The sequence below is a fragment of the Sphingomonas glacialis genome (assembly GCF_014653575.1).
Lineage (GTDB): Bacteria > Pseudomonadota > Alphaproteobacteria > Sphingomonadales > Sphingomonadaceae > Sphingomonas > Sphingomonas glacialis.
In genome coordinates this window covers 13762-33164 of the sequence record NZ_BNAQ01000001.1, presented here as the reverse complement: position 1 = coordinate 33164, position 19403 = coordinate 13762, and the positions used below count along the sequence as shown (strand labels likewise).

Here is a 19403-nt window from a genome sequence, read left to right as displayed (position 1 = left end):
AATCAGCGTTCTAATACCAATATAGCTATGCCGTCAAGACGGTCGGAACGGCCTCCATCGTGATGACGAGTGGAAGATCGTCCGACGCTTGTCCGACGTGCAGCGACAGCGGCCCGGCGATGGCTGCCCACCCGTCCGCGGTCCAGACGCGCAGCATTCTCGGCTCGATATCGATGGCGATTCGGCGTTGCGCGCCTGCCGCGACGAAGACCTTCGCGAACCCGACCAACGCGCGCTCGGGGGCGGAGCGATAGACCTGGACGACGGTGCCGCCGTCGCGTGTGCTCAGATTGCGCACCGTCACGCTGACGCGCGCGCCGTCGATCGTCGGCTGTTCGATCGCGAAGCGGGCATAGCCCATGCCGCTGCCGAACGCGTAGGCAGGCGCCTCCATCCCGCGCCAGCCGACGGCAAGTCGCTCCGAATACGCAAGGTTACCGTCAGCGTCGGGCGTGAGCCCCAGCGCGGGATAGTCGGCCTCGTCGCGCGCGATCGACACCGGCATCCGCCCGCCCGGCTCGCGATCCCCGGCGAGCACTTCGGCCAAGGCGCGACCGAACGCCTGCCCAGGATACCAGGCGACCAGCACGGCGGCGGCGCGCTCGGCCCAGGCGGCATCGAACGCATGGCCGACATTGGCGACGATCACGGTGCGCGGGTTCGCCGCCGTCACCGCTTCGATCAACGCGATCTGCTCGGGGGCGAGCCGCGTATCGACACGGTCCTTGCTCTCGACGCTCGAATCCGATGTCTCGCCGACCACTAGGATCACCGCATCGGCGCTGCGCGCGAGCTCCACCGCGCGATCGTGCATCGCCTGCGCCGAATCGGGCGTGCGAACGCCGAACCACAATCCCTGGACCCGCGCGGGCGTGTGCCGGAAGACGATCTCGACGAGGACGTCGCGGCCCGCCACGAGCGGCACGATCGAACAATCGGCATCGCCGCGCTTGAGCGTACCCATCACGTCCGACGCCGCTACGGCCTCGTCGCGGCGCAGCACCTCGGTGCCGCCGACCGTCATAGCCACCGCGCCGGTACCACCGAGATAGAAACGATAGTCGCCGTCGCGCTCGGGCGTGAACCAGCCGCGCGCACGGATCGCAGCCGGGCGATCCCAGGAGCCCTGCTCATGGACGCCGACGAACCAGACGAGCGAATTGGTCGCGCGAGTCTCGCTGAAGCGCGGCGTGCCCGACACAGCGGTGTCGTCGAAATAGTCGATCGTCATGCCGACGGTGCAGCCGTCGCCCAGATCGCGCTCGGGCCGCATGGGCATCGAGGGCAGTCGCGGCTGCGGATCGACGCCGACTTCGTGGACGATCTGCGCCTGTCCGGCATAGTGGCGGCGGATCGCCTCGAGCGGGCGCACCGCGTCGGGCGTCACCGCGATCTTGGCGAAGGTGCCGCCCTGATAGCAGGGCGCATCGGCGTTGGGCCCGATCACCGCGATCGTCGCATCGCGACCGCGAACCAGCGGCAGCAGATCGTCCTGGTTGCGCAATAGCACGAAGCCCGCCGCGGCGGCCTCGGTCAACAGATCGTCGACATCAGCCGTGGCGATCGAGGGAGTCTTGGCACCGGTGAACCGCCGCGCGAAGCCCGCGACCCGCGCCGCGGCATCGGCCACGCGCGCGGGATCGACCTGATCGGCCAGGACCGCCGCGCCGACCTTGGCGCCGAGGAAGCGGGCCGGCCCCGGCATTTCGAGATCGAGCCCCGCGCTGATCGTCGGAACGGTGCTGTGCGTGCCGAACCAGTCGCTCATCACGACGCCGCCAAAGCCCCATTCGCCCTTCACGATATCGGTCAGGATATGATGCTGTTCGGCGCAATAGCTGCCGTTGACGCGGTTATAGGCGGCGAGCATGCCCCCCGCCCCGGCCGCCGCAGCGAGCTCGAACGGCAGCAGATAGACTTCGCGCAGCGTGCGTTCATCGACCACGACGTTCACCGTGTCGCGCGCCGTCTCGCTGTCGTTGCACACGAGGTGCTTGACCACCGATGCGGTCCCCGTCGATTGCAGGCCGGTCGTCCAGGCTGCGCCGAGCGCGCCGGTGAGATAGGGATCTTCCGAGAAGTATTCGAACGCCCGCCCGGCGAGCGGACTGCGCGCGAGATTGACGTTGGGCGCGAGCACCGCGTCGACGCCGCAGCGAACGGCTTCCCCGCCGACCAGCGCGCCGACCCGCGCGACGAGATCGACGTCCCAGCTCGCGCCAAGCGACGTCCCGCACGGCGTCAGCAGCGACACGTCGCGTTCGTCGACGCGGCCGCTGGCGATCCCCATCGGGCCATCGGCCATCGTGGCCGCCGGAATGGCGTGCGCGGGCAGCGCCAGCGTCGACCACATCGCGCCGCCGGCGGACAGGCTGGCTTGCTCTTCGAGCGAAAGCGTATCGGTCATGCGGCGTGCGCCTCGAGTGCGAAGGTCATGATCTGCCGCGCTTGTGCGGAAACTGCCGAATCGATGCCGGCGTCGACCAGATCGCCGTTCGCATCGAACGGCCGCTGCTCGACCGAATTGATCGCGATACCGATCGGCGTCGGCCAGCCGCGCATCGCGTGGACGATCCCGCGCAACGCGCTCAGCGTCACGCCGCCCGCCTGCCACCCGGCAGCAGACACGATCAGCCCGACCGGACGACCCTCGAAATATGGACGCGTGTCGCCGCGCAGATCCTCGAGCAGGTCGATCGCGTTCTTGACGAGCCCCGAGACCCCGCCGTGATACCCCGGCGTGCCAAGCACGAGACCATCGGCCGCGCGCACGCTTTCGACAAAGGCCCGCTGTTCGTCGGTGCACGCAGTGTCCTCGACATTGAAATGCCCGAAGCGCGCGAGCGCCGCGCCGTCGAACAGCGTCGTCTCGGCCCCCGCATCGGCGCAGGCGGAGAGCACCGCGCGCACCAGCCGCTCGCTGCTCGAACCGGCGCGCAGCGTGCCGCCGATCCCGACGATCCGCTTACGACGAACGCTCATGCCGCGTCGCGCAGCGCCGGCATGACCCGCGTCGACAGCAGTTCGAGCGTCTGGTCGGCATAGCGCAACCGCTCCGCCGTCAGCGGGCCGGTCGTCGTGCCGCACAGGATGTTGCCGATGCCGAGCGCCGCATAGGGCTTGAGATGCTCGATCACCGTCTCGGGGCTGCCATAGAGACACCACGTCCCGATCCAGTCCTCGGTCAGCGCGTTCGGCGTGCGATCGGTCTTCTTGTTCGCGCCATCGGTCTCGGCGCGCGCGTTGAACGCCGCCTCGCGCTCGATCGCTTCCTGATAGCTCGTCAGGATTTCGAGCAATTCGGTCCGCGCCTGTTCGTCGGTCTCGGCGAGGTGGACGACCTGATAGGTATGCGTCGACCAGGACAGCGCGTCGGCGACGATTTCGGGCGCGTGGCCCGCCGCTTCGAGCATCGTGCGATAGGCGGTGAAATGCTTGGTGACGTGCTTGAGCGGCTCGGTCCCGCCGATCACTGGCGGGGTGAACGCAGGGATGAACGCCGGCCAGCCATTTTCCGCGGCACGCCGCGCGCTCGTTTCCTTCATCGCAACGGGCATCAGCCGGGCGTGTCGCGGCGTATAGGCCGCTGGTGCGATGCGCTGGAGGACGCGGCCCTTATATGGGCCATTGTCGATCTCGACCGCGGGATCCTCGACACCCTTGGCCCAGAGCTGCTCGGCAATCGCAAGGTTGCGGTCGGCGATCGCCCCGGCGTCCTGATAATTGACGCCGAAGCCGATCATTTCCTCGGGCGTCGTGCCGCTGCCGACGCCGACGAGCAGTTTGCCGTCGGTCAGCTGGTCGAGGATGTTGATCCGCTCGACGAAGCGCACCGGATGATGCAGCGGCACCGACGTGATCGAGAAGCCGAAATACATCTGCGGCAGCTTTGCCGCGAGATAGGCGGCGAACATGTAGCTGTCCGACGCGATCGGCATATAGCCGTTGAAATGGTGGTCGGGCAGGAAGATCGCATCGAAGCCGAGCTCGGCCGCGCGGGTCGCATGCCCCTCCAGATCCTTGATCAGCGCACGATCTTCTTCCGGCGCCATCGATCGGGCATTCAGGAAAACCGAAAATCGCATAGTCTATCCCCTCGCACGCTCACGCGGTGATGCCTTGCCGGCCATCCCGCATCGTTGTATGATTTAGAACTAGAACGGTAGTTCTGATATGTCCAGTCCCATTTGCGCGGCAAGTGCCGTAGAACGCGTCTTGCTATGAACGTCGAAACCAAGATCAGCGCGGTCCGCGCCCCGCAACAAGGTCGCAGCCGTGCGTCGTTCGAACGCATGTTGATTGCTGCCGAAGAGTTGATGTCCGAGCGCGGCACCGACGACTTCACGCTCAATGAGGTCGGCAAACGCGGCAAGGTGTCGATCGGCTCGATCTACTGCCGCTTCGACAGCAAGGACGATCTCGTCCACGCGGTGCAGACGCGCGTGCTCGAGCGCGTCAATGCCGAGCAGCTCGCGATGGTCGAGTCGGCGCGGACCGAGGCGCCCGATCTCGTCATCCTGGTCGATCGCCTGGTCGAAGGCACCGCCGAATCGCTCCGCCGTTTCGCCGACGTGATGCGCCCGTTCATGATCCGCGCGAGCACCGACACCGTCGTCGCCGCGCAAGGCAAGGCGCGCTATGCCGAGATCGCCGATGCCGTCTGCGCGGCTTTGCTCGAGCACAGCGCCGAGATCGCGCAGCCCGACGCCGAGCGTGCGGTGCATTCGGCCTATCGCATTCTCTATTCATCGATCGCGCGCTATCTCGGCTTCGGCTCGACGATGGGATCGGCCTGGGATGGCGATTGGCAGATCCTCAAGGAAGATCTCGCTCGCATGATCGCAGCCTTTCTCACCACTTCACCGCGGATCGCTTGACCACCGCCCCTGCTGCCGCGTATCAGAACTGTAATTCTGATAACAGAATGGGAGTGGGATGCGGCGTTTGCGCATGGGTATGGTCGGCGGCGGGCCGGGTGCGTTCATCGGCCCGATCCACCGCATCGCCGCCGAACTCGACCGCGAGATCGAGCTGGTCGCGGGCGCATTCGGCAGCACGCTAGAGCGCTCACGCGCCGCGGGCGATGCGTATCGCATCGATCCGTCGCGGGCGTACGGCAATCTCGCGGAGCTGCTCGCGGCCGAAGCGACGCGCGACGACCCGATCGACTTCATCACGATCGCCTCCCCCAACCATCACCATCTGCCGGCGGCACGCGCAGCGCTCGCCGCGGGGATCCCGGTGCTCAGCGACAAACCAGCCACCGCGACGCTCGCCGAGGCGCACGCGCTCGCCGGCCTCGTCGCCGACGCCGGACTCCCGTACGGGCTGACCTACACCTATTCGGGCTACCCGCTGGTGCGCGAGGCACGCGCGCGGATCGCGGCGGGGCTCGTCGGCACCGTCCGCAAGGTCGTTGTCGAATATCCGCAAGGTTGGCTGGCGGGCGAAGGCGCCGGCAAGCAGGCCGAGTGGCGGCTCGATCCGGCGCGCGCGGGCGAAGGCGGCGCGATCGCCGATATCGGGGTCCACGCCTTCCATCTCGCCGAATTCGTCACAGGGCTGCGCGTGACGCGGCTGCTGGCCGATCTCGCCGCGGTCGTGCCGGGGCGCCGATTGGACGACGATTGCCAGGTGCTGCTGCGCTTCGACAATGGCGCGCGTGGAGTCCTGCTCGCCTCGCAGATCATGCTCGGCGAGCGCAACGGGCTGCGGCTGCGCGTCTATGGCGACCGCGGCGCGCTCGACTGGCGGCAGGAATCGCCCAATGTCCTGACGCTCCACCACGCCGATGGCCGTACCGAGCTAGTCCAGGCGGGCGACGCCGGGCTTGGCGACGCAGCACGCGCCGCCAGCCGGACGCCCGGCGGGCATCCCGAGGGCTATCTCGAGGCGTTCGCCAATCTCTATCGCGATTTCGCGCGCCAGCTGCGCGGCGAACCCGGCAGCCTCGTCCCCGGGATCGACGAAGGTCTCCGCGGGATGGCGTTCATCCATTTGGCCGTCACCGCCAGCCGCGCCGATGCGGGCTGGGTAGATTTCGAGGTCTGACCCCCATGCGCACGATCAAAGGCCCCGGCATCTTCCTGGCGCAGTTCGCCGGCGACGCGGCACCGTTCGACAGCCTCGAGCAGATCGCCGATTGGGCGGCAGGGCTCGGCTATAAGGGCGTCCAGATCCCGAGCTGGGATGCGCGGCTGTTCGACCTCGCCCGCGCCGCCGAGAGCAAGACCTATTGCGATGACATCGCCGGGATGCTCGCCGAGAAGGGACTCGCGGTTACCGAACTGTCGACGCATCTCCAAGGGCAGCTGGTCGCGGTCCACCCCTCCTACGACGCGCAGTTCGACGCCTTCGCCGTCGAAGCGGTCCGCGGGAATCCGACGGCACGGCAGGCCTGGGCCGTCGAGCAACTCAAGCTCGCCGCACGCGCCAGCGCGCATCTCGGGCTGGCGGCGCATGCGACCTTCTCGGGCGCGCTCGCCTGGCCCTATCTCTATCCCTGGCCGCAACGCCCCGCGGGGCTGGTCGAGGATGCGTTTGCCGAGCTCGGGCGGCGCTGGCGCCCGATCCTCGATGCGTTCGACGAGGTCGGGGTCGACCTCGCCTTCGAGATCCATCCCGGCGAGGACCTCCACGACGGCGTGACGTTCGAGCGCTTCCTCGCCGAAGTCGGCGACCACCCGCGCGCGAACATCCTCTACGATCCGAGCCACTTCCTGCTGCAGCAGCTCGACTATCTCGCCTTCCTCGACATCTATCACGACCGCGTGAAGTGCTTCCACGTCAAGGACGCCGAGTTCCGCCCGTCGGGCCGCTCGGGAGTCTATGGCGGCTATCAGGGCTGGGTCGACCGCCCCGGCCGGTTCCGCTCGCTCGGCGACGGCCAGATCGACTTTGCCGGCATCTTCTCGAAGATGGCGCAGTATGACTTCGCCGGCTGGGCGGTGCTCGAATGGGAGTGCGCGCTGAAACATCCCGAGGCGGGTGCCGCCGAAGGCGCGCCGTTCATCGCGCGCCACATCATCCCGGTGACCGACCACGCCTTCGACGATTTCGCCGCGAGCGGCAGCGACCGCGCGCTCAATGCGCGGCTGATGGGACTTGACGCATGACCAGCTTCGACCGCCGCGAGATGATCGGTGCGGGCGCGCTCGCGCTCGGTGTGATTGCAGTGCCGATCGCGGTGCTGCGCGCGATGCGCGCGCCGACCGACGACGAACCGAGCGACCGGCAAAAGCTGATCGCGCAGCAGGTCGCGCAAATCCTGATCCCGCGCACCGATACGCCCGGCGGCGCCGATGTCGGCGCCGACGCCTTTCTGCTGCTCGCGCTCGCCGCGGGCCTTGACGGGACGCGCACACCCGACGGCGGCGCCGCGATCCAGGGCGCGACCGCGCGGTATCGCCGGCCCGACGGTTCGCTCGATCACCTGACCTGGCTCGAGGAAGAACTCGACCGCAAGGCGCATGGCGATTTCCTCGCCGCCCCGCTCGCGCGCCAGCAGGCCGCGCTCGACACGCTCGACGGCGCCGCCTTCGCCAACCACCAGTCGACCGGCCCGTGGCCCAAGATCAAGGGGCTGCTGCTGACCGGCTATTACACCTCGCAGCCCGGTGGCGCGAAGGAACTCACCTACGAATTGGTGCCGGGTCGCTTCGACCCCGATCTGCCGCTCCGTCCCGGCATGCATGCGTATTCGAGTGACTGGACCGCGGTGGAGTTTGGATGATGACGGTGAATTTCGACGCGATCGTGGTGGGCTCGGGCATCACCGGCGGGTTCGCCGCCAAGGAACTGACCGAGAAGGGCCTCAAGGTCCTGATGATCGAACGCGGGCCCAAGATCGAGCATGGCACGGGCTACAAGACCGAGACGCTCGCGCCGTGGGACCTGCCGTTCCGCGGGCTCGGCGATGCCGAGCAATATGCGTCGGTCTATCCCGTCCAGTCGAAGAACCGCCACTTCACCGAATTCACGCAGGACCATTTCTGCCGCGACGACGAGAACCCGTATACCACGCCCGCCGGCGGCGAATTCACCTGGTTCCGCTCGTACAATCTCGGCGGCCGCTCGCTGACCTGGGGGCGGCAATGCTATCGCTGGTCGGATTACGATTTCGGCGCCAACAAGCGTGACGGGAACGGCACCGACTGGCCGATCCGCTATGCCGAGCTCGCGCCCTGGTATGACCGGGTCGAGGATTTCGTCGGCGTGTCGGGCGCGGCCGAGGGAATGCCGCAGCTCCCCGACGGGCATTTCCAGCCGCCGATGCCGCTCAACGTGGTCGAACAGCACGTCCGCGAGGGGATCAGCGCGCGCTGGCCCGGACGGCGGCTGACGATCGGCCGCACCGCCAATCTGACGCAGGAGAAGGACGGGCGCAGCGCGTGCCAGTATCGCAGCATCTGTGCGCGGGGCTGCTCCTACGGCGCCTATTTCTCGACGCAGAGCGCCTCGCTTCCCGCCGCGATGAAGACCGGATTGCTGACCGTCGTCACCGACAGCGTCGTCGAGGGCGTCGATTACGATCCGGTCACGCGCCGCGCGACCGGCGTGCGTTTCCTCGACACCGCCAAGAAGGAACGCCACCGCGCCACCGCACGGCTCGTCTTCCTCAACGCCGGTGCGTTCAACACCAACCACATCCTGCTGCGCTCGCACTCGGAAGCGATGCCCAACGGCCTCGCCAATTCGAGCGGCGTGCTCGGCACGCACATCATGGACCACGCGACGACGCTGTCGGCGATCGCGATCATGCCGGGGTTCGAGCAGCATACCACCTTCGGCAATCGCCCGACCGGCATCGTCATCCCGCGCTTCCGCAACCTCGAGACGCTCGACGGCAACGGTTTCACGCGCGGCTATTCGTTCCAGGGCGGCGCGCTGCAGAGCACGTGGACGCAGGGCAAGCGCCAGGCGGGGATCGGCCACGGCTTCAAGACGCACCTGCGCACGCCGGGCGACTGGAAGATGATCCTCGTCACCTTCGCCGAGTCGATGCCACGCGCGAGCAACCGGCTGACGCTCGATCCGGCAAAGATCGACGCGAACGGTGCGCCCGCGCTCAACATCGCTTTCGCGCACGGCAAGGAGGAGCATGCCGCGCTCGCCGACGCCAAGGCCGAGGCGGCGGCGATGCTCGGTGCGGTCGGCGGCCAGGTGGTGATGGGGATGGACCAGCCTGGGCCCGGCGGCTCCGCGATCCACGAAATGGGTGGTGCGCGCATGGGGCTCGATCCGACCACTTCGGTGCTCGACAAATGGAGTCGGGCGCATGACGTCGCCAATCTGTTCGTCACCGACGGCGCGCAGATGAGTTCCTCGGCGTCGCAGAATCCGTCGCTCACCTATCTCGCGCTTACCGCGCGCGCCTGCGACGCTGCCGTGTCGATGCTACGCTCGGGCACGCTGTGACGCACCAAACCTTTTCCGGAGAGAGAGCATGATCGACCGTCGTACCCTGCTGGCGGCGACAGCCGCGTCGCTCGCCGCGCCGGCGTTCGGCCGGCAAGCCAGCCCGAGCTTCCCCAAGGGCTTCCTGTGGGGCGCGTCCACCGCGGCGTATCAGGTTGAGGGCAACAACATCAACAGCGACCTCTGGCCGCTCGAGCATGCGAAGCCGACTGCGTTCGCCGAGCCGTCGGGCGATGCCGCCAACAGCTTCGAATTGTGGCCGACCGATCTCGATCTGGTCCGCGCGATGGGGCTCAACGCCTATCGCTTCAGCCTCGAATGGGCGCGGATCGAGCCGGCGCGCGGGCAATTCTCGCAAGCGATGCTCGATCATTATGCCGCGATGATCGACGGTTGCCGCACGCGCGGGCTGACGCCGTTCGTCACCTTCAACCATTTCACCACCCCGCGCTGGTTCGCCGAAGCCGGCGGCTGGACCAACCCCGAAGGCCCGGCGCTGTTCGCGCGCTTCTGCGACCGCGCCGCGCGGCACCTCGCGCACGGCATCGGCTATGCGACCACGCTCAACGAGCCCAACCTCAACGGGCTGCTCAGCGAGCTCCTCCCGGCAGGCGTGGGTGAACGGCTGATGGAAACCGACAAGGCGATGGCGGCCGCCGCGGCGCGTGCGAGCGGCGTCCCGCTCTATTCTGCGGGCAGTGCGCTCTACGTCGCCGATCCGCAGCTCACGCAGAAGCACCTGCTGGCGGCGCACCGGCTCGGGCGCGCGGCGATCAAGGCGGTCCGGCCCGATCTGCCGGTCGGCGTCAGCCTTGCGATCATCGACGACCAGCCGGTCGGCAAGAACAGCGTGCGCGACGCCAAGCGCGCGCGCTTCTACGCCGCGTGGCTCGACGCGGCGCGCGCCGACGATTTCGTCGGGGTCCAGAATTACACGCGGACGCTGTGGGATTCCTCGGGCAAGCTGCCCGTGCCACGCGGAGCGCCGGTCAACGATGCGGGCGAGGAAATCTACCCCGCCTCGCTCGCCAATGCGGTGCGCTATGCGCATTCCGTAAGCGGCGTGCCGGTGATCGTCACCGAACACGGCATCAACGCGACCGACGATCGATGGCGCGTGGCGCTGATCCCCGCGGCGCTCGCCGAGCTCAAGAAGGCGATCGACGAGGGCGTGCCGGTGAAGGGCTATATGCACTGGTCGCTGATCGACAATTTCGAATGGGTGTTCGGCTACACGCCCAAGTTCGGGCTGCACAGCCTCGACCGCGTCACGTTCCGCCGCACCGCCAAGCCGAGCGCCGCCGTGCTCGGCGCGATCGCACGGCGCAACGCGCTCTGAGACTCGCGCGCCGTTAGCGCGGCGCGCGGCCCTGCAGGAACAGCGCAACGCTCGCCGCCGCGTGGTCGGCGAGCGCCGCTCCCGCGAGACGCTCGGCGCCATACAGCGCGCGGCTGACCGCCCCCGCGATCGCGAGGTCGAACAATCGCTGCGCATCGGCGGCGGGATCGTCGCACGCGAGACTGCCATCACGCGTCCATCGCTCGAGATGCTCCGCGAGTTGCCGCTGCAGCGGCGCGCCCGCCGTTGCATGGAAGACGCCGCTCAGCGTCGGCAGCTTATGCCCTTCGGCAATGCCGAGCCGGCCGAGAAACAGCGCATCGTCCCCGAGAATCCAGCTCAACACCTGTGTGACAAACGTCGTCAGCCAGGCAGAGGGATCATGCTCCTGCCCGACGACGCCGCTAACCCGCGCTTGCCCGCGCGCGGTGATGCGGCGGATCACCGCTTCGAGCAGCGCCTGCTTGGTCGGGAAGTAGCGGAACAGTGTCGCCTTCGACCCACCGAATGCAGCGACCATCCGATTGGTGCTCGCCGCTTCATACCCCGACGCCATGAACTCGGCCTCGGCTGCATCGAGAATGCGCGCCGTCACCGTCTCCGGATCTCGGCTCACAGGGGGTTTGCGCACGCCACCGGACGCGCTATAAGAACCATCTGGTTTCTTTATAATCATGACTAGGAAAGGAATGCCGATGGAACCGTATGTGCGCAACCTGTGGTATGTCGCCGCGTGGGAGGACGAAGTTCCCGAAGGCGGCATGCTGCCCCGTACCCTGCTCGACGAGCCGCGCCTGCTCTATCGACTCGCCGACGGTAGCTACGCCGCGCTTGCCGATCGGTGTCCGCATCGCTTCGCCCCGCTGAGCCGTGGCAAACGCGATGGCGACCGGATCGTCTGCGGCTATCACGGCCTCGAATTCGGCGCCGACGGGGGCTGCGTGCGCAACCCCTTTTCCGACCTGATCCCGCCTAACACCCAGGTCTCGTCATGGCCTGCCGAAGCGCGCTGGGGCGCGGTCTGGGTCTGGCCGGGCGACGCCGAAGCGGCGGATCCTGCGCTGATCCCCGATTTCTCGTTCATCGACGCCGGTCCGCCGATCGTCCGCGGCCGCACGCACATGCGCGCGAATTACGAGTTCATCACCGACAATCTGATGGACCTCAGCCATGCCGAGTTCCTCCATATCGAGACCTTTGCCACCAACGGCGCGCTGTTCAACGGCGAGCATAGCGCGACGCAGGACGACAGCGGCGCGATCTGGTCGAACTGGCGGATGCCCGACACCCCGCCGCGGCCCTTCGCCACCGCGCTGGTGCCCGACGGCGGCCGCGTCGACCAATGGCTCGAGATGCGCTGGCACGCGCCTGCGTCGATGGCGCTGTTCATCGGCGTCGCGCACGCCGGCAGCGAACGGCAGGCGATGGTCGTGCCGGCGATGGCCAATCCGCATATCATCACGCCAGAAACCGCGACGAGCTCGCATTACTTCTTCACCCGCGAGCCCGGGGAGGCATCCGAAGCGATGGCCAAGCAGGTGTTCGACGCGGAAGATGGCCCGATGCTCGAGGCGATCCAGCAAGCCATGCTCGGCCGCGATTTCTGGGCCGAGCGCCCGGTCATCCTGTCGGTCGACGCCGCGGCGATCCGCGCGCGGCGCCGCCTGATGCAGCTGCGCCGCTCGGAGGCACCAGCCCCGATCGAGGTAGCCGCCTGATCAGCGCCTGACCGGAACGCTCCCGCGCGTTCCGGTCAGGCGATCGCGCGATATCGAAAATCGCGGAAGTGGACCCTGCCCGCCCCGCTCGCGAAGAGCGCCGGGCGAAGCTGCGCGAGATCGTCGATCGTGTTGGCATTGTAGCCCGAGACTTCGCTGCGCACGCCGTGGCGCGTCCAGCTCTTGCCGTCGACGCTGTAATAGAAGGTCACGATCTGCCGATCGTTGACGATCCGCAGGAGCAGGCGCCGCACCGCGGGTGCCGGCTCGGGCCAATAGCTCGCCTTGCCGCCCCGATACGTGATCATGCGCTTTCCATCGATCCCCATGCCGAGGAACAGCCGGTCGTTGAAGAACAGCAGCAGCCCGCCCTGCGCGTCGCCATCGAGTTCGCACTCGACGGTCACTTCGTAAGCATGGTCGCCGACGATTTGCGTCAGCGGTGCGCAATCGTTCGGGCCAGTGCCCTTCCCCGCGATCGTCAGCGTATTGCGCTCGATCCGCGCTCGCGAAAGCTCGTCCGGCCCCCCGCCGTAGAAGCTCCAGCGCGTTCCGAACGCGGGCTTGGAGAAATCGTCCGAGCCCGCAATGCCGTGCGGCCCCGCCACGCCACCGGGCCGCGGCAGCGGTTGCGAGAGATCGCCACCTGTCGCGCGGAACCAGCCATCGTCACCCCACACGATCGGCTCGAGCAAGGTCTGCCGCCCGAGCGAGCGATAGCCGTTTTCATAGCCGTGATAGACCATGTGCCAGCGGCCGCCCGGACCCTCGACGCAGGTCGCATGGCCGCGCGACCACCAGCGTTCGGCCTCGCTGCGCGTCCGCACGATCGGGTTGTGCGGGCAATTCTCCCACGGCCCGGCGAGCGTCCGCGCGCGCGCGGCGATCACCATGTGCCCCGTCGCCGGGCCGCCCGTTCCGCCGACCGCGCTGACCAGATAATGCCAGCCCCCGCGCCGGAAGAGCTTTGGTCCCTCGAGCGAATAGGCTTCGGTGATCCAGGCATCGGGATAGTGCCAGCCATCATAGACCTTCTCGACCTTGCCGACGGTCGACAGCCCATCGGGCGCAAGCCGGACGCGGTTGACGCCCGACAGGAACAAGTAACGCTGGCCGTCGTCATCGACCGCATGGCCGGGATCGATCAAATCGCCGATGCCGAGATCGATCGGATCGCTCCACGGCCCGTGCATCGACGGCGCATGGATGACGTAGATGTTGGCGAAACTCGGCAATGCCCCCGACCACGACGCCTTCATGAACGGGATGTAGATGAAGTACCGCCCGTCATGCTTGACGATGTCGACCGCGAAGACCGTGCCGAGCGGCTTGGCGAGCGCCGGCCCGACCGGCGTCCAGTTCACCAGATCGCGCGAATGCCAGATCAGCAGCCCGGGCGACGCATCGAACGACGAATGCGTCATCCAATAGTCGTCGCCGTCCTTGAGGATCGACGGGTCGGGCCGATCCCCTGCCAGGATCGGATTGAGATAGCGCCCATCGCCGAGATCGGGCGCGCGCTGCCCCTCGACCCCGCGCCGAGCGGAAGGCGGCAGCGCTGCCACCGCCGGTAGCGCCGCGCCGCCCGCCAGCGCGAGCGCCAGCACATCGCGGCGCGACGCGCTCACGCCGCGACTTCCAGCGTCTTGGCGTCGCTGTTCATCGCAGGGAACGGCAGATACGAGACCCTCAGCTTCTCGCTCAACGTCAGGCTGTGCGCGCCTGGTGCCAGCGGCTCGGACGCGATCACGCTGATGGTCGCGACCGCGCCGAAGTTCCACTGGCGGTCATAGTTGGTTTCCATCTCGTCGAGCGTCAGCGGCGCGCCACCACCGGTCTCGTCGAAGCGGATCGCCTCGCGGGCCACTGGTTCGTCGTCGATCGTCACGACCAGATCCTCGACCATCGAAAGCCCGAGCCCGCGATAATAGCCCAGCCGCGCGTCGAACGCGAAGCCGTCCGCCGTCGCGCGCAGGCTGTCATCCACGATCAGATATTTGTCGAACATGCGGGCAATCCCTTCAGGAAGCGGTCGTGGTCGCGCCGATCAGGCGCTCGAACATCGTGTGCTGGCGGCGGACCTGCTCGCGGCTGTCGACCGGCTCGACGTCCTGGATCCAGCGATTGCCTTCATATTCGCTCGACAGATAGCCGTTCCACTCGGCGGCCGCGAGCACCGGGATGACCTCGTCATACGAGATCGACGGGTCGGTCGCCTCAGGCGTCATTTCGTAAAATTTCGCCTGGATGTGCCGGAAGTAGGGCGCATATTCGGCGAGCCGCTTGGGGTTGGCATAGGGCGCGTGGCGCAGCGTCTCGGCCATCGCCACCTCGGCCTTGTTGCCGCCCATCTTCACCGCGACCTCGTAGATCGTATATTCGGCCATGATCTTGGCTTCATGGCTGTCGACGATGAACTGCGCGACCTCGGGCCGCGCGCCCTGCCGCTCGAAGCGCGCGCGGAACACCGGCGGGTAATGCTTCATGAAGATGCCCATGTCGGGCAGGATACCGAGATGCTTCGTCCCGAGCCGGTCGGCCGTGTCGATCGTGCGCAGGATCCAGGCATGTTCGAGGTGCCACGGCGCATGGACCTCGACCCCCATATGGACGTCGAGCGCCTCGGCATAGGGCACGCACTTTTCGAGAATCTCGGGCCGCACGAACACGAGAATCCGCATCGATCGGATGCCGAGCCGATGGCACAATTCCAGGTCGCGGCGGATCGAGGCGACCTGCTCCTCGTCGGTCATCGGGCGATCCTTGCGGATCTTGGTGTCGAGGAACATGTCGTAGCAGCTGAGCTCGCAACCATGCTTGGCGACGGTGTCCTTCCACCAGGCGACTTCGGCGTCGCTGACATTGGGGAAGCTCGGCATGTTCTGTTCGGGAAGCACCTCGATCCCGGTCGCGCCGATCGAAGCGGCGAACGCGATCGCATCCTCGACGGTCATCTGGCGCAGGAACAGCTCTTCCTGGAAACTGTAGAGGCTGACGCCCCGCTTGATCGTGGACGGCATCGGCATCAAACCTCGACTGGATGGGAAACGGGGGCGCGCAGCGCCATGCCGACGCTGACCAGCGCGCAGAGCACGCCGAGCACGCCGGCGGTGAGGAAGGCGGACTGCATCGTGACGACCGCGCCGCGCACGACGCTGACGAGCAGCGGACTGGCGAACTGGCCGAAGAAGAAGCACGCGGTCCAGACGCCCATGCCGCGACCGCGATGTTCGAACGGCAGCTTGGTCTGCGCCCAGGCGATCAGCGTCGGGATCGTCATGCCGGCGCCGGTCTGCTGGATCACCAGTCCGGCGAGCATCCACTTCCAATCGGGCGCCAGCCCGATCATCGCGAGCCCGACCCCAAGCAGCCCGAAGCACGACGCCAATTGCAGCTGCGCGCGCGCGCGGCCCATCAGCCAGAACAGGCCCGCGCCGACGACGACGAACAGGCTCGGCAGCGCGGTCAGCTCACCGAGCTTCGCCGAGGACTGGATCCCGACCTCGCGGAACGCCATCCCGCCATTCACGATGAAGACGTAGTATAAGACGGCGGCGGCAAGCGTCACCGCGCCGATCTGCAGCACCGAAGACCAGGGAAACGGCGTGCGCGCGACCCGATCCTGGTCGATCCCGAGCATCTTGCGCGCGGTCGCATCGCTTGCCGGTTCGTACAGATACACCACCATCGCCGCGAAGATCGGGAGAGCGACGAGATAGATCAGGAACACGCCGTTCCAGCGCACCGCGGTGAGCATCCCGGCGCAATAGATCATGCCCGCGGCGAGCAACGGTCCGACCGTCCCCTGCAGTGCCAGCCAGTGACGCCGCCCGCGATCGTCCCAATAATCGCCGATCAGCGTATTGAGCGTCGTCAGGATCGCCGCTTCTGTGACCCCGAGCAGGATGCGCGAGCCATAGATCGCGTTGAGATTGTCGAGAAAGAACGGAATGACGCCGATCAGCGCGTAGAAAAACGTCGAAAACAGCAGCAGCCGCCGCCGCCCGAAGCGATCGACCAGAATGCCGGCAAATGGCGCGATCGCCGCGATCGCGAGGCCGGGCGCCGACACCATCGCCGGCACTTTCCAGCCCGCCTCCGGGTCGCCTGCGAAATGATCGATGATCGACGGGACCGCTGGGAATAGCGAGACGATCGCCAGGATCGGCAGGAATCCTGCGGCGATGACGGTCGAACCTTGCCCAAGACCGGGTCGTCGCCCGGCGTTCGACGCAATACGTGCAGTGGCTTCCACGATTCGCCTCTCCTACGCGCCGGGCTCATGCCGACATCAAATTAGAACTATTGTTCTGAAACCAGTATCGATATGCTGCTGTGCATGTCAAGCGAGACGATCCCACCACATCCGCCGTCCCCACTGCTTTCGGAGGTCGGAGTCGCGCAGCTGCTCGGCTATCGTCGACGACTTGCCTTCACGACCGTCATCCTCGCGCTCGTGCTCGAGATTGTCGACACGACGATCGTCAATACCGCGCTCCCCGCGATCCAGCGAGGCCTGGGCGCGAGCGAGAGCGCGACGCAATGGGTCGTCACCGGCTATTTCCTGATGTTCGCGATCCTGCTCGTCGCCGGCGGGCGGCTGGGCGATCTTTATGGGTACCGGCGGCTGTTCCTCGTCGGCGTCGGCGGGTTCACGCTCGCCTCGCTCGCGTGCGGATTGGCGCCCGATGCGACGACGCTGATCGCGGCCCGCTTCGCGCAGGGCGCCGCCGCGGCGATCATGGCGCCGCAGATGATCGCGCTCGTCCAGCTGATGTATTCGCCGCTCGAACGCGTCGCGCGGCTGGCGGTATTCGGGCTGGTCGGCGGGCTCGCGGCAATCGGCGGGCCGATCCTTGGCGGTCTGCTGATCGCCGCCAATCCCGCAGGGCTCGGCTGGCGCGTCGTATTCCTGATCAACTTGCCGATCGGGCTGGTGGCGCTGGTGGCGGGGTGGTGGCTGCTGCCGCGCGGGCGCTCGCCGCACGCGCTTCGGCTCGATCCGATCGGGACGCTTCTGCTCGGCGCCGCGCTGATCGCGTTGCTGATCCCGGCGATCGAAGGTCGCGCGCTGGGCTGGCCGTGGTGGAGCATCGCACTGCCGGTCGCGAGTGTCGTTCTGGCGATCGCCTTCTGGCGCCATTCGGTGCGCCGAACGGCGCGCGTCGGATCGGCGCTGATCGCGCCCGAACTGTTCGCCGCACCCACCTTCCGCCTCGGCCTGTCGATGACGCTGCTGTTCGCGACCGCGACCAACGGCTTCCTGCTGGTGCTGAGCATGGTGCTGCAGCGTGGCCTCGGCATGAGCCCACTCGACACCGCCTTGCTCCACTTACCCTTCGGACTGGGCGTGATGGCGGGGATCGCGCTGATCGGACCGCGCGTCCTGCCGCGGGTCGGCGCAGGGCTGCTGATCTTCGGCGCGCTGACGATGGCGCTCGGCCTGGCGGGAACCGCCGCGGCGGTGGCGTTCGCGCCGATCCCGGGGTTGATCGCCGCGACGCTCGCGCTGAGCGGTATCGGCATGGGCTGCATCACCGGGCCGCTCGGGCCGGTCACGCTGGCGCGGGTCGATCGCGGGCATGCCGGGGTCGCCGGCGGGATGCACAATGGCGCGCAGCAGATCGGCGGTGCGCTCGGCGCAGCGGTGATCGGCTCGCTGTTCTTCGCGATCCTCGATCACGGCGGCGCGCAGCGCGCCTTCGGTGGTGCCGTCGCGCTCGACATCGTGTTGCTCGCCGCGGTGGCGCTGCTCGCCCGTTTTCTCCCCGGCGCGATCTTCGCGCCCGAAGGCTAATCGGCGGCGGCCTCGATCCGCGATTGGTCGCGCCGCCAGCGCAGCCCCGGATCGGCATCGCGCGCACGGTGATGCTGGATCACTTCGGCCATTTCGGGAAAAACAAAGGGCACGGGTACCAGCACGATCGGCAAGCACGTCCGCATTGAGCAGGCCAGCCGTCATGCATCAATGCGATGCGCCGCGTGCCGACCACCATCCACAGGACTGCGGCGAAGCTCGGCACCGTCACGCCCATCTGCCGGACCTTGCCGATCTCCTCGAGCTGCCGGTCCGCGAACGCCGCCGGAACATTGGTGCCAAGCAGCACCGCGACATGGTCGAGCGCGAGAAAATCGGCCTTTCTGATCCGCCGCTCGGCCAGCGCCGGGTTGTCCGCACACCCCGCGACGCCGCCGCTCAGCAAACAACAATGCGACCGGATGACGCGGCGAGGCGAACTCCTGCGGCGTGACGAACAGGCCGATCCGTCCCTCGTCGAGCCGCGACCGCGTCCGTTTCTCGATCAGTTCGAGCACGATGCGGATCCCCGGCGCGATGTGCTTCAGCCGCCGGACGAGCCGCGGAAATACCACGACCGCGATATCGTCCGACGCAGCGATTCGGAAAGTTCCCGGGGAGCGCGCCGGATCGAACGTTCCCGCCGGATCGACGATCGCCCCGGCCCCGTCGAGCACCGCAGCAACCTGTGGCGCGCGTGCTTCTGCAAGCGCGAACGGAATATCCCTTTTCCCTTCGTCACCAGCGATGTGTCGCCGACATAGATTTTCAGCCGAGCAAATGCGCCGCTGGTTGGCTCAGGTGTAGCCGATCGGCCGATCGCCCGACACGCTACGCTCCTCGATCAGCATGGCAAAAGCCGCGAGGAGATAAAGATCGAGACCTTCGAACCGGATCTTACATACAGAGCGGATCTGGATGGCGCTGCATCCAGACAATCACTCTAACGGGATTCGATTACTGCGCTATCGGTAGCCCGCGTCACAACCAGCCGGCCGCAATCGAGAGCATGGACATGAACGGAGGGCCACTTACACTGATTTACCGTGCGAAAGCGGTCCGGCTGTAATCCACTGGATCCAGACCTTTCGCCGTATAACAGCGTCGCTGGCGATTGACGCCATTATACGTT

At 67.3% G+C, this 19403-nt stretch carries 18 protein-coding genes; 9 read left to right on the top strand and 9 right to left on the bottom strand.

Annotation, left to right across the window (positions count from 1 at the left end):
- Window positions 1-25 precede the first annotated feature (25 nt).
- From IE187_RS00155 to IE187_RS00145, 3 genes are read right to left on the bottom strand one after another with little or no spacing between them, the layout of a single operon-like run.
- Window positions 26-2407 carry a beta-glucosidase family protein gene (locus tag IE187_RS00155; RefSeq protein WP_189674621.1) on the bottom strand — a complete coding sequence of 794 codons (2382 nt, stop codon included), beginning with the start codon at window positions 2405-2407 and terminating at the stop codon, window positions 26-28.
- A complete protein-coding gene (locus IE187_RS00150; RefSeq protein ID WP_189674620.1) occupies window positions 2404-2982 on the bottom strand; it encodes an NADPH-dependent FMN reductase in 579 nt (192 codons plus the stop codon). Before IE187_RS00150 ends, IE187_RS00155 begins: the two co-directional genes overlap by 4 nt.
- Complete coding sequence (locus IE187_RS00145) at window positions 2979-4085, bottom strand: LLM class flavin-dependent oxidoreductase (protein ID WP_189674619.1); 1107 nt, start codon at window positions 4083-4085, stop codon at window positions 2979-2981. The genes IE187_RS00150 and IE187_RS00145 overlap by 4 nt, the downstream gene beginning before the upstream one ends.
- 135 nt (window positions 4086-4220) lie before the next feature.
- On the opposite strand from IE187_RS00145, the gene IE187_RS00140 reads away from it, so the two are divergent.
- The 6 genes from IE187_RS00140 to IE187_RS00115 are packed head-to-tail and all read left to right on the top strand — an operon-like array spanning window position 4221 to window position 10756.
- Window positions 4221-4877, top strand: coding sequence for a TetR/AcrR family transcriptional regulator (locus IE187_RS00140; protein WP_189674618.1), 657 nt, complete (start codon window positions 4221-4223; stop codon window positions 4875-4877).
- Window positions 4878-4935: 58 nt separating this feature from the next.
- Window positions 4936-6051, top strand: a complete 1116-nt coding sequence (locus IE187_RS00135) for a Gfo/Idh/MocA family protein (protein WP_189674617.1) — start codon at window positions 4936-4938, stop codon at window positions 6049-6051.
- A gap of 5 nt (window positions 6052-6056) precedes the next feature.
- The gene (locus IE187_RS00130; protein ID WP_189674616.1) at window positions 6057-7115 is read left to right on the top strand and encodes a sugar phosphate isomerase/epimerase family protein; all 1059 of its coding nucleotides are present in this window, start codon (window positions 6057-6059) and stop codon (window positions 7113-7115) included.
- Window positions 7112-7732, top strand: a complete 621-nt coding sequence (locus IE187_RS00125; protein ID WP_189674615.1) for a gluconate 2-dehydrogenase subunit 3 family protein — start codon at window positions 7112-7114, stop codon at window positions 7730-7732. The genes IE187_RS00130 and IE187_RS00125 overlap by 4 nt, the downstream gene beginning before the upstream one ends.
- Complete coding sequence (locus tag IE187_RS00120) at window positions 7732-9417, top strand: FAD-dependent oxidoreductase (protein ID WP_189674614.1); 1686 nt, start codon at window positions 7732-7734, stop codon at window positions 9415-9417. The genes IE187_RS00125 and IE187_RS00120 overlap by 1 nt, the downstream gene beginning before the upstream one ends.
- A gap of 28 nt (window positions 9418-9445) precedes the next feature.
- Entirely contained in the window at window positions 9446-10756 is a 1311-nt protein-coding gene (locus IE187_RS00115) for a glycoside hydrolase family 1 protein (RefSeq protein WP_189674613.1), read from the top strand.
- Window positions 10757-10769: 13 nt separating this feature from the next.
- Here the strand turns inward: IE187_RS00115 and IE187_RS00110 are convergent, their stop codons facing one another.
- A complete protein-coding gene (locus IE187_RS00110; protein WP_229839157.1) occupies window positions 10770-11351 on the bottom strand; it encodes a TetR/AcrR family transcriptional regulator in 582 nt (193 codons plus the stop codon).
- Window positions 11352-11451: 100 nt separating this feature from the next.
- On the opposite strand from IE187_RS00110, the gene IE187_RS00105 reads away from it, so the two are divergent.
- On the top strand, window positions 11452-12474 hold the full coding sequence (locus IE187_RS00105; protein WP_189674611.1) for a Rieske 2Fe-2S domain-containing protein: 1023 nt from the start codon (window positions 11452-11454) through the stop codon (window positions 12472-12474).
- Between the two features lie 35 nt (window positions 12475-12509).
- Here the strand turns inward: IE187_RS00105 and IE187_RS00100 are convergent, their stop codons facing one another.
- The 4 genes from IE187_RS00100 to IE187_RS00085 are packed head-to-tail and all read right to left on the bottom strand — an operon-like array spanning window position 12510 to window position 16729.
- Entirely contained in the window at window positions 12510-14102 is a 1593-nt protein-coding gene (locus IE187_RS00100) for a family 43 glycosylhydrolase (protein ID WP_229839156.1), read from the bottom strand.
- Window positions 14099-14482 carry a C-glycoside deglycosidase beta subunit domain-containing protein gene (locus tag IE187_RS00095; RefSeq protein ID WP_189674610.1) on the bottom strand — a complete coding sequence of 128 codons (384 nt, stop codon included), beginning with the start codon at window positions 14480-14482 and terminating at the stop codon, window positions 14099-14101. Before IE187_RS00095 ends, IE187_RS00100 begins: the two co-directional genes overlap by 4 nt.
- Before the next feature lie 13 nt (window positions 14483-14495).
- Window positions 14496-15500: a sugar phosphate isomerase/epimerase family protein gene (locus tag IE187_RS00090; RefSeq protein WP_229839155.1), complete on the bottom strand. Its 1005-nt coding sequence runs from the start codon at window positions 15498-15500 to the stop codon at window positions 14496-14498.
- On the bottom strand, window positions 15500-16729 hold the full coding sequence (locus IE187_RS00085) for an MFS transporter (RefSeq protein ID WP_229839154.1): 1230 nt from the start codon (window positions 16727-16729) through the stop codon (window positions 15500-15502). Before IE187_RS00085 ends, IE187_RS00090 begins: the two co-directional genes overlap by 1 nt.
- Window positions 16730-16813: 84 nt before the next feature.
- Between IE187_RS00085 and IE187_RS00080 the strand changes: the two genes are divergently transcribed.
- Complete coding sequence (locus IE187_RS00080) at window positions 16814-18271, top strand: MFS transporter (RefSeq protein ID WP_189674609.1); 1458 nt, start codon at window positions 16814-16816, stop codon at window positions 18269-18271.
- On the opposite strand, the gene IE187_RS00075 is transcribed toward IE187_RS00080, so the two are convergent.
- A complete protein-coding gene (locus tag IE187_RS00075; RefSeq protein ID WP_189674608.1) occupies window positions 18268-18405 on the bottom strand; it encodes a hypothetical protein in 138 nt (45 codons plus the stop codon). The genes IE187_RS00080 and IE187_RS00075 overlap by 4 nt on opposite strands.
- Window positions 18406-18456: 51 nt before the next feature.
- On the opposite strand from IE187_RS00075, the gene IE187_RS00070 reads away from it, so the two are divergent.
- Window positions 18457-19035 carry a hypothetical protein gene (locus tag IE187_RS00070; protein ID WP_189674607.1) on the top strand — a complete coding sequence of 193 codons (579 nt, stop codon included), beginning with the start codon at window positions 18457-18459 and terminating at the stop codon, window positions 19033-19035.
- The last annotated feature ends 368 nt before the right edge of the window (window positions 19036-19403 follow it).

Coding starts and splice junctions, on each gene's coding strand:
- IE187_RS00150 (WP_189674620.1), bottom strand. CDS start 2,982: ATGAGCGTTCGTCGTAAGCGGATCGTCGGGATCGGCGGCACGCTGCGC.
- IE187_RS00155 (WP_189674621.1), bottom strand. CDS start 2,407: ATGACCGATACGCTTTCGCTCGAAGAGCAAGCCAGCCTGTCCGCCGGC.
- IE187_RS00120 (WP_189674614.1), top strand. CDS start 7,732: ATGACGGTGAATTTCGACGCGATCGTGGTGGGCTCGGGCATCACCGGC.
- IE187_RS00135 (WP_189674617.1), top strand. CDS start 4,936: ATGCGGCGTTTGCGCATGGGTATGGTCGGCGGCGGGCCGGGTGCGTTC.
- IE187_RS00145 (WP_189674619.1), bottom strand. CDS start 4,085: ATGCGATTTTCGGTTTTCCTGAATGCCCGATCGATGGCGCCGGAAGAA.
- IE187_RS00130 (WP_189674616.1), top strand. CDS start 6,057: ATGCGCACGATCAAAGGCCCCGGCATCTTCCTGGCGCAGTTCGCCGGC.
- IE187_RS00095 (WP_189674610.1), bottom strand. CDS start 14,482: ATGTTCGACAAATATCTGATCGTGGATGACAGCCTGCGCGCGACGGCG.
- IE187_RS00090 (WP_229839155.1), bottom strand. CDS start 15,500: ATGCCGATGCCGTCCACGATCAAGCGGGGCGTCAGCCTCTACAGTTTC.
- IE187_RS00080 (WP_189674609.1), top strand. CDS start 16,814: ATGTCAAGCGAGACGATCCCACCACATCCGCCGTCCCCACTGCTTTCG.
- IE187_RS00105 (WP_189674611.1), top strand. CDS start 11,452: ATGGAACCGTATGTGCGCAACCTGTGGTATGTCGCCGCGTGGGAGGAC.
- IE187_RS00140 (WP_189674618.1), top strand. CDS start 4,221: ATGAACGTCGAAACCAAGATCAGCGCGGTCCGCGCCCCGCAACAAGGT.
- IE187_RS00115 (WP_189674613.1), top strand. CDS start 9,446: ATGATCGACCGTCGTACCCTGCTGGCGGCGACAGCCGCGTCGCTCGCC.
- IE187_RS00125 (WP_189674615.1), top strand. CDS start 7,112: ATGACCAGCTTCGACCGCCGCGAGATGATCGGTGCGGGCGCGCTCGCG.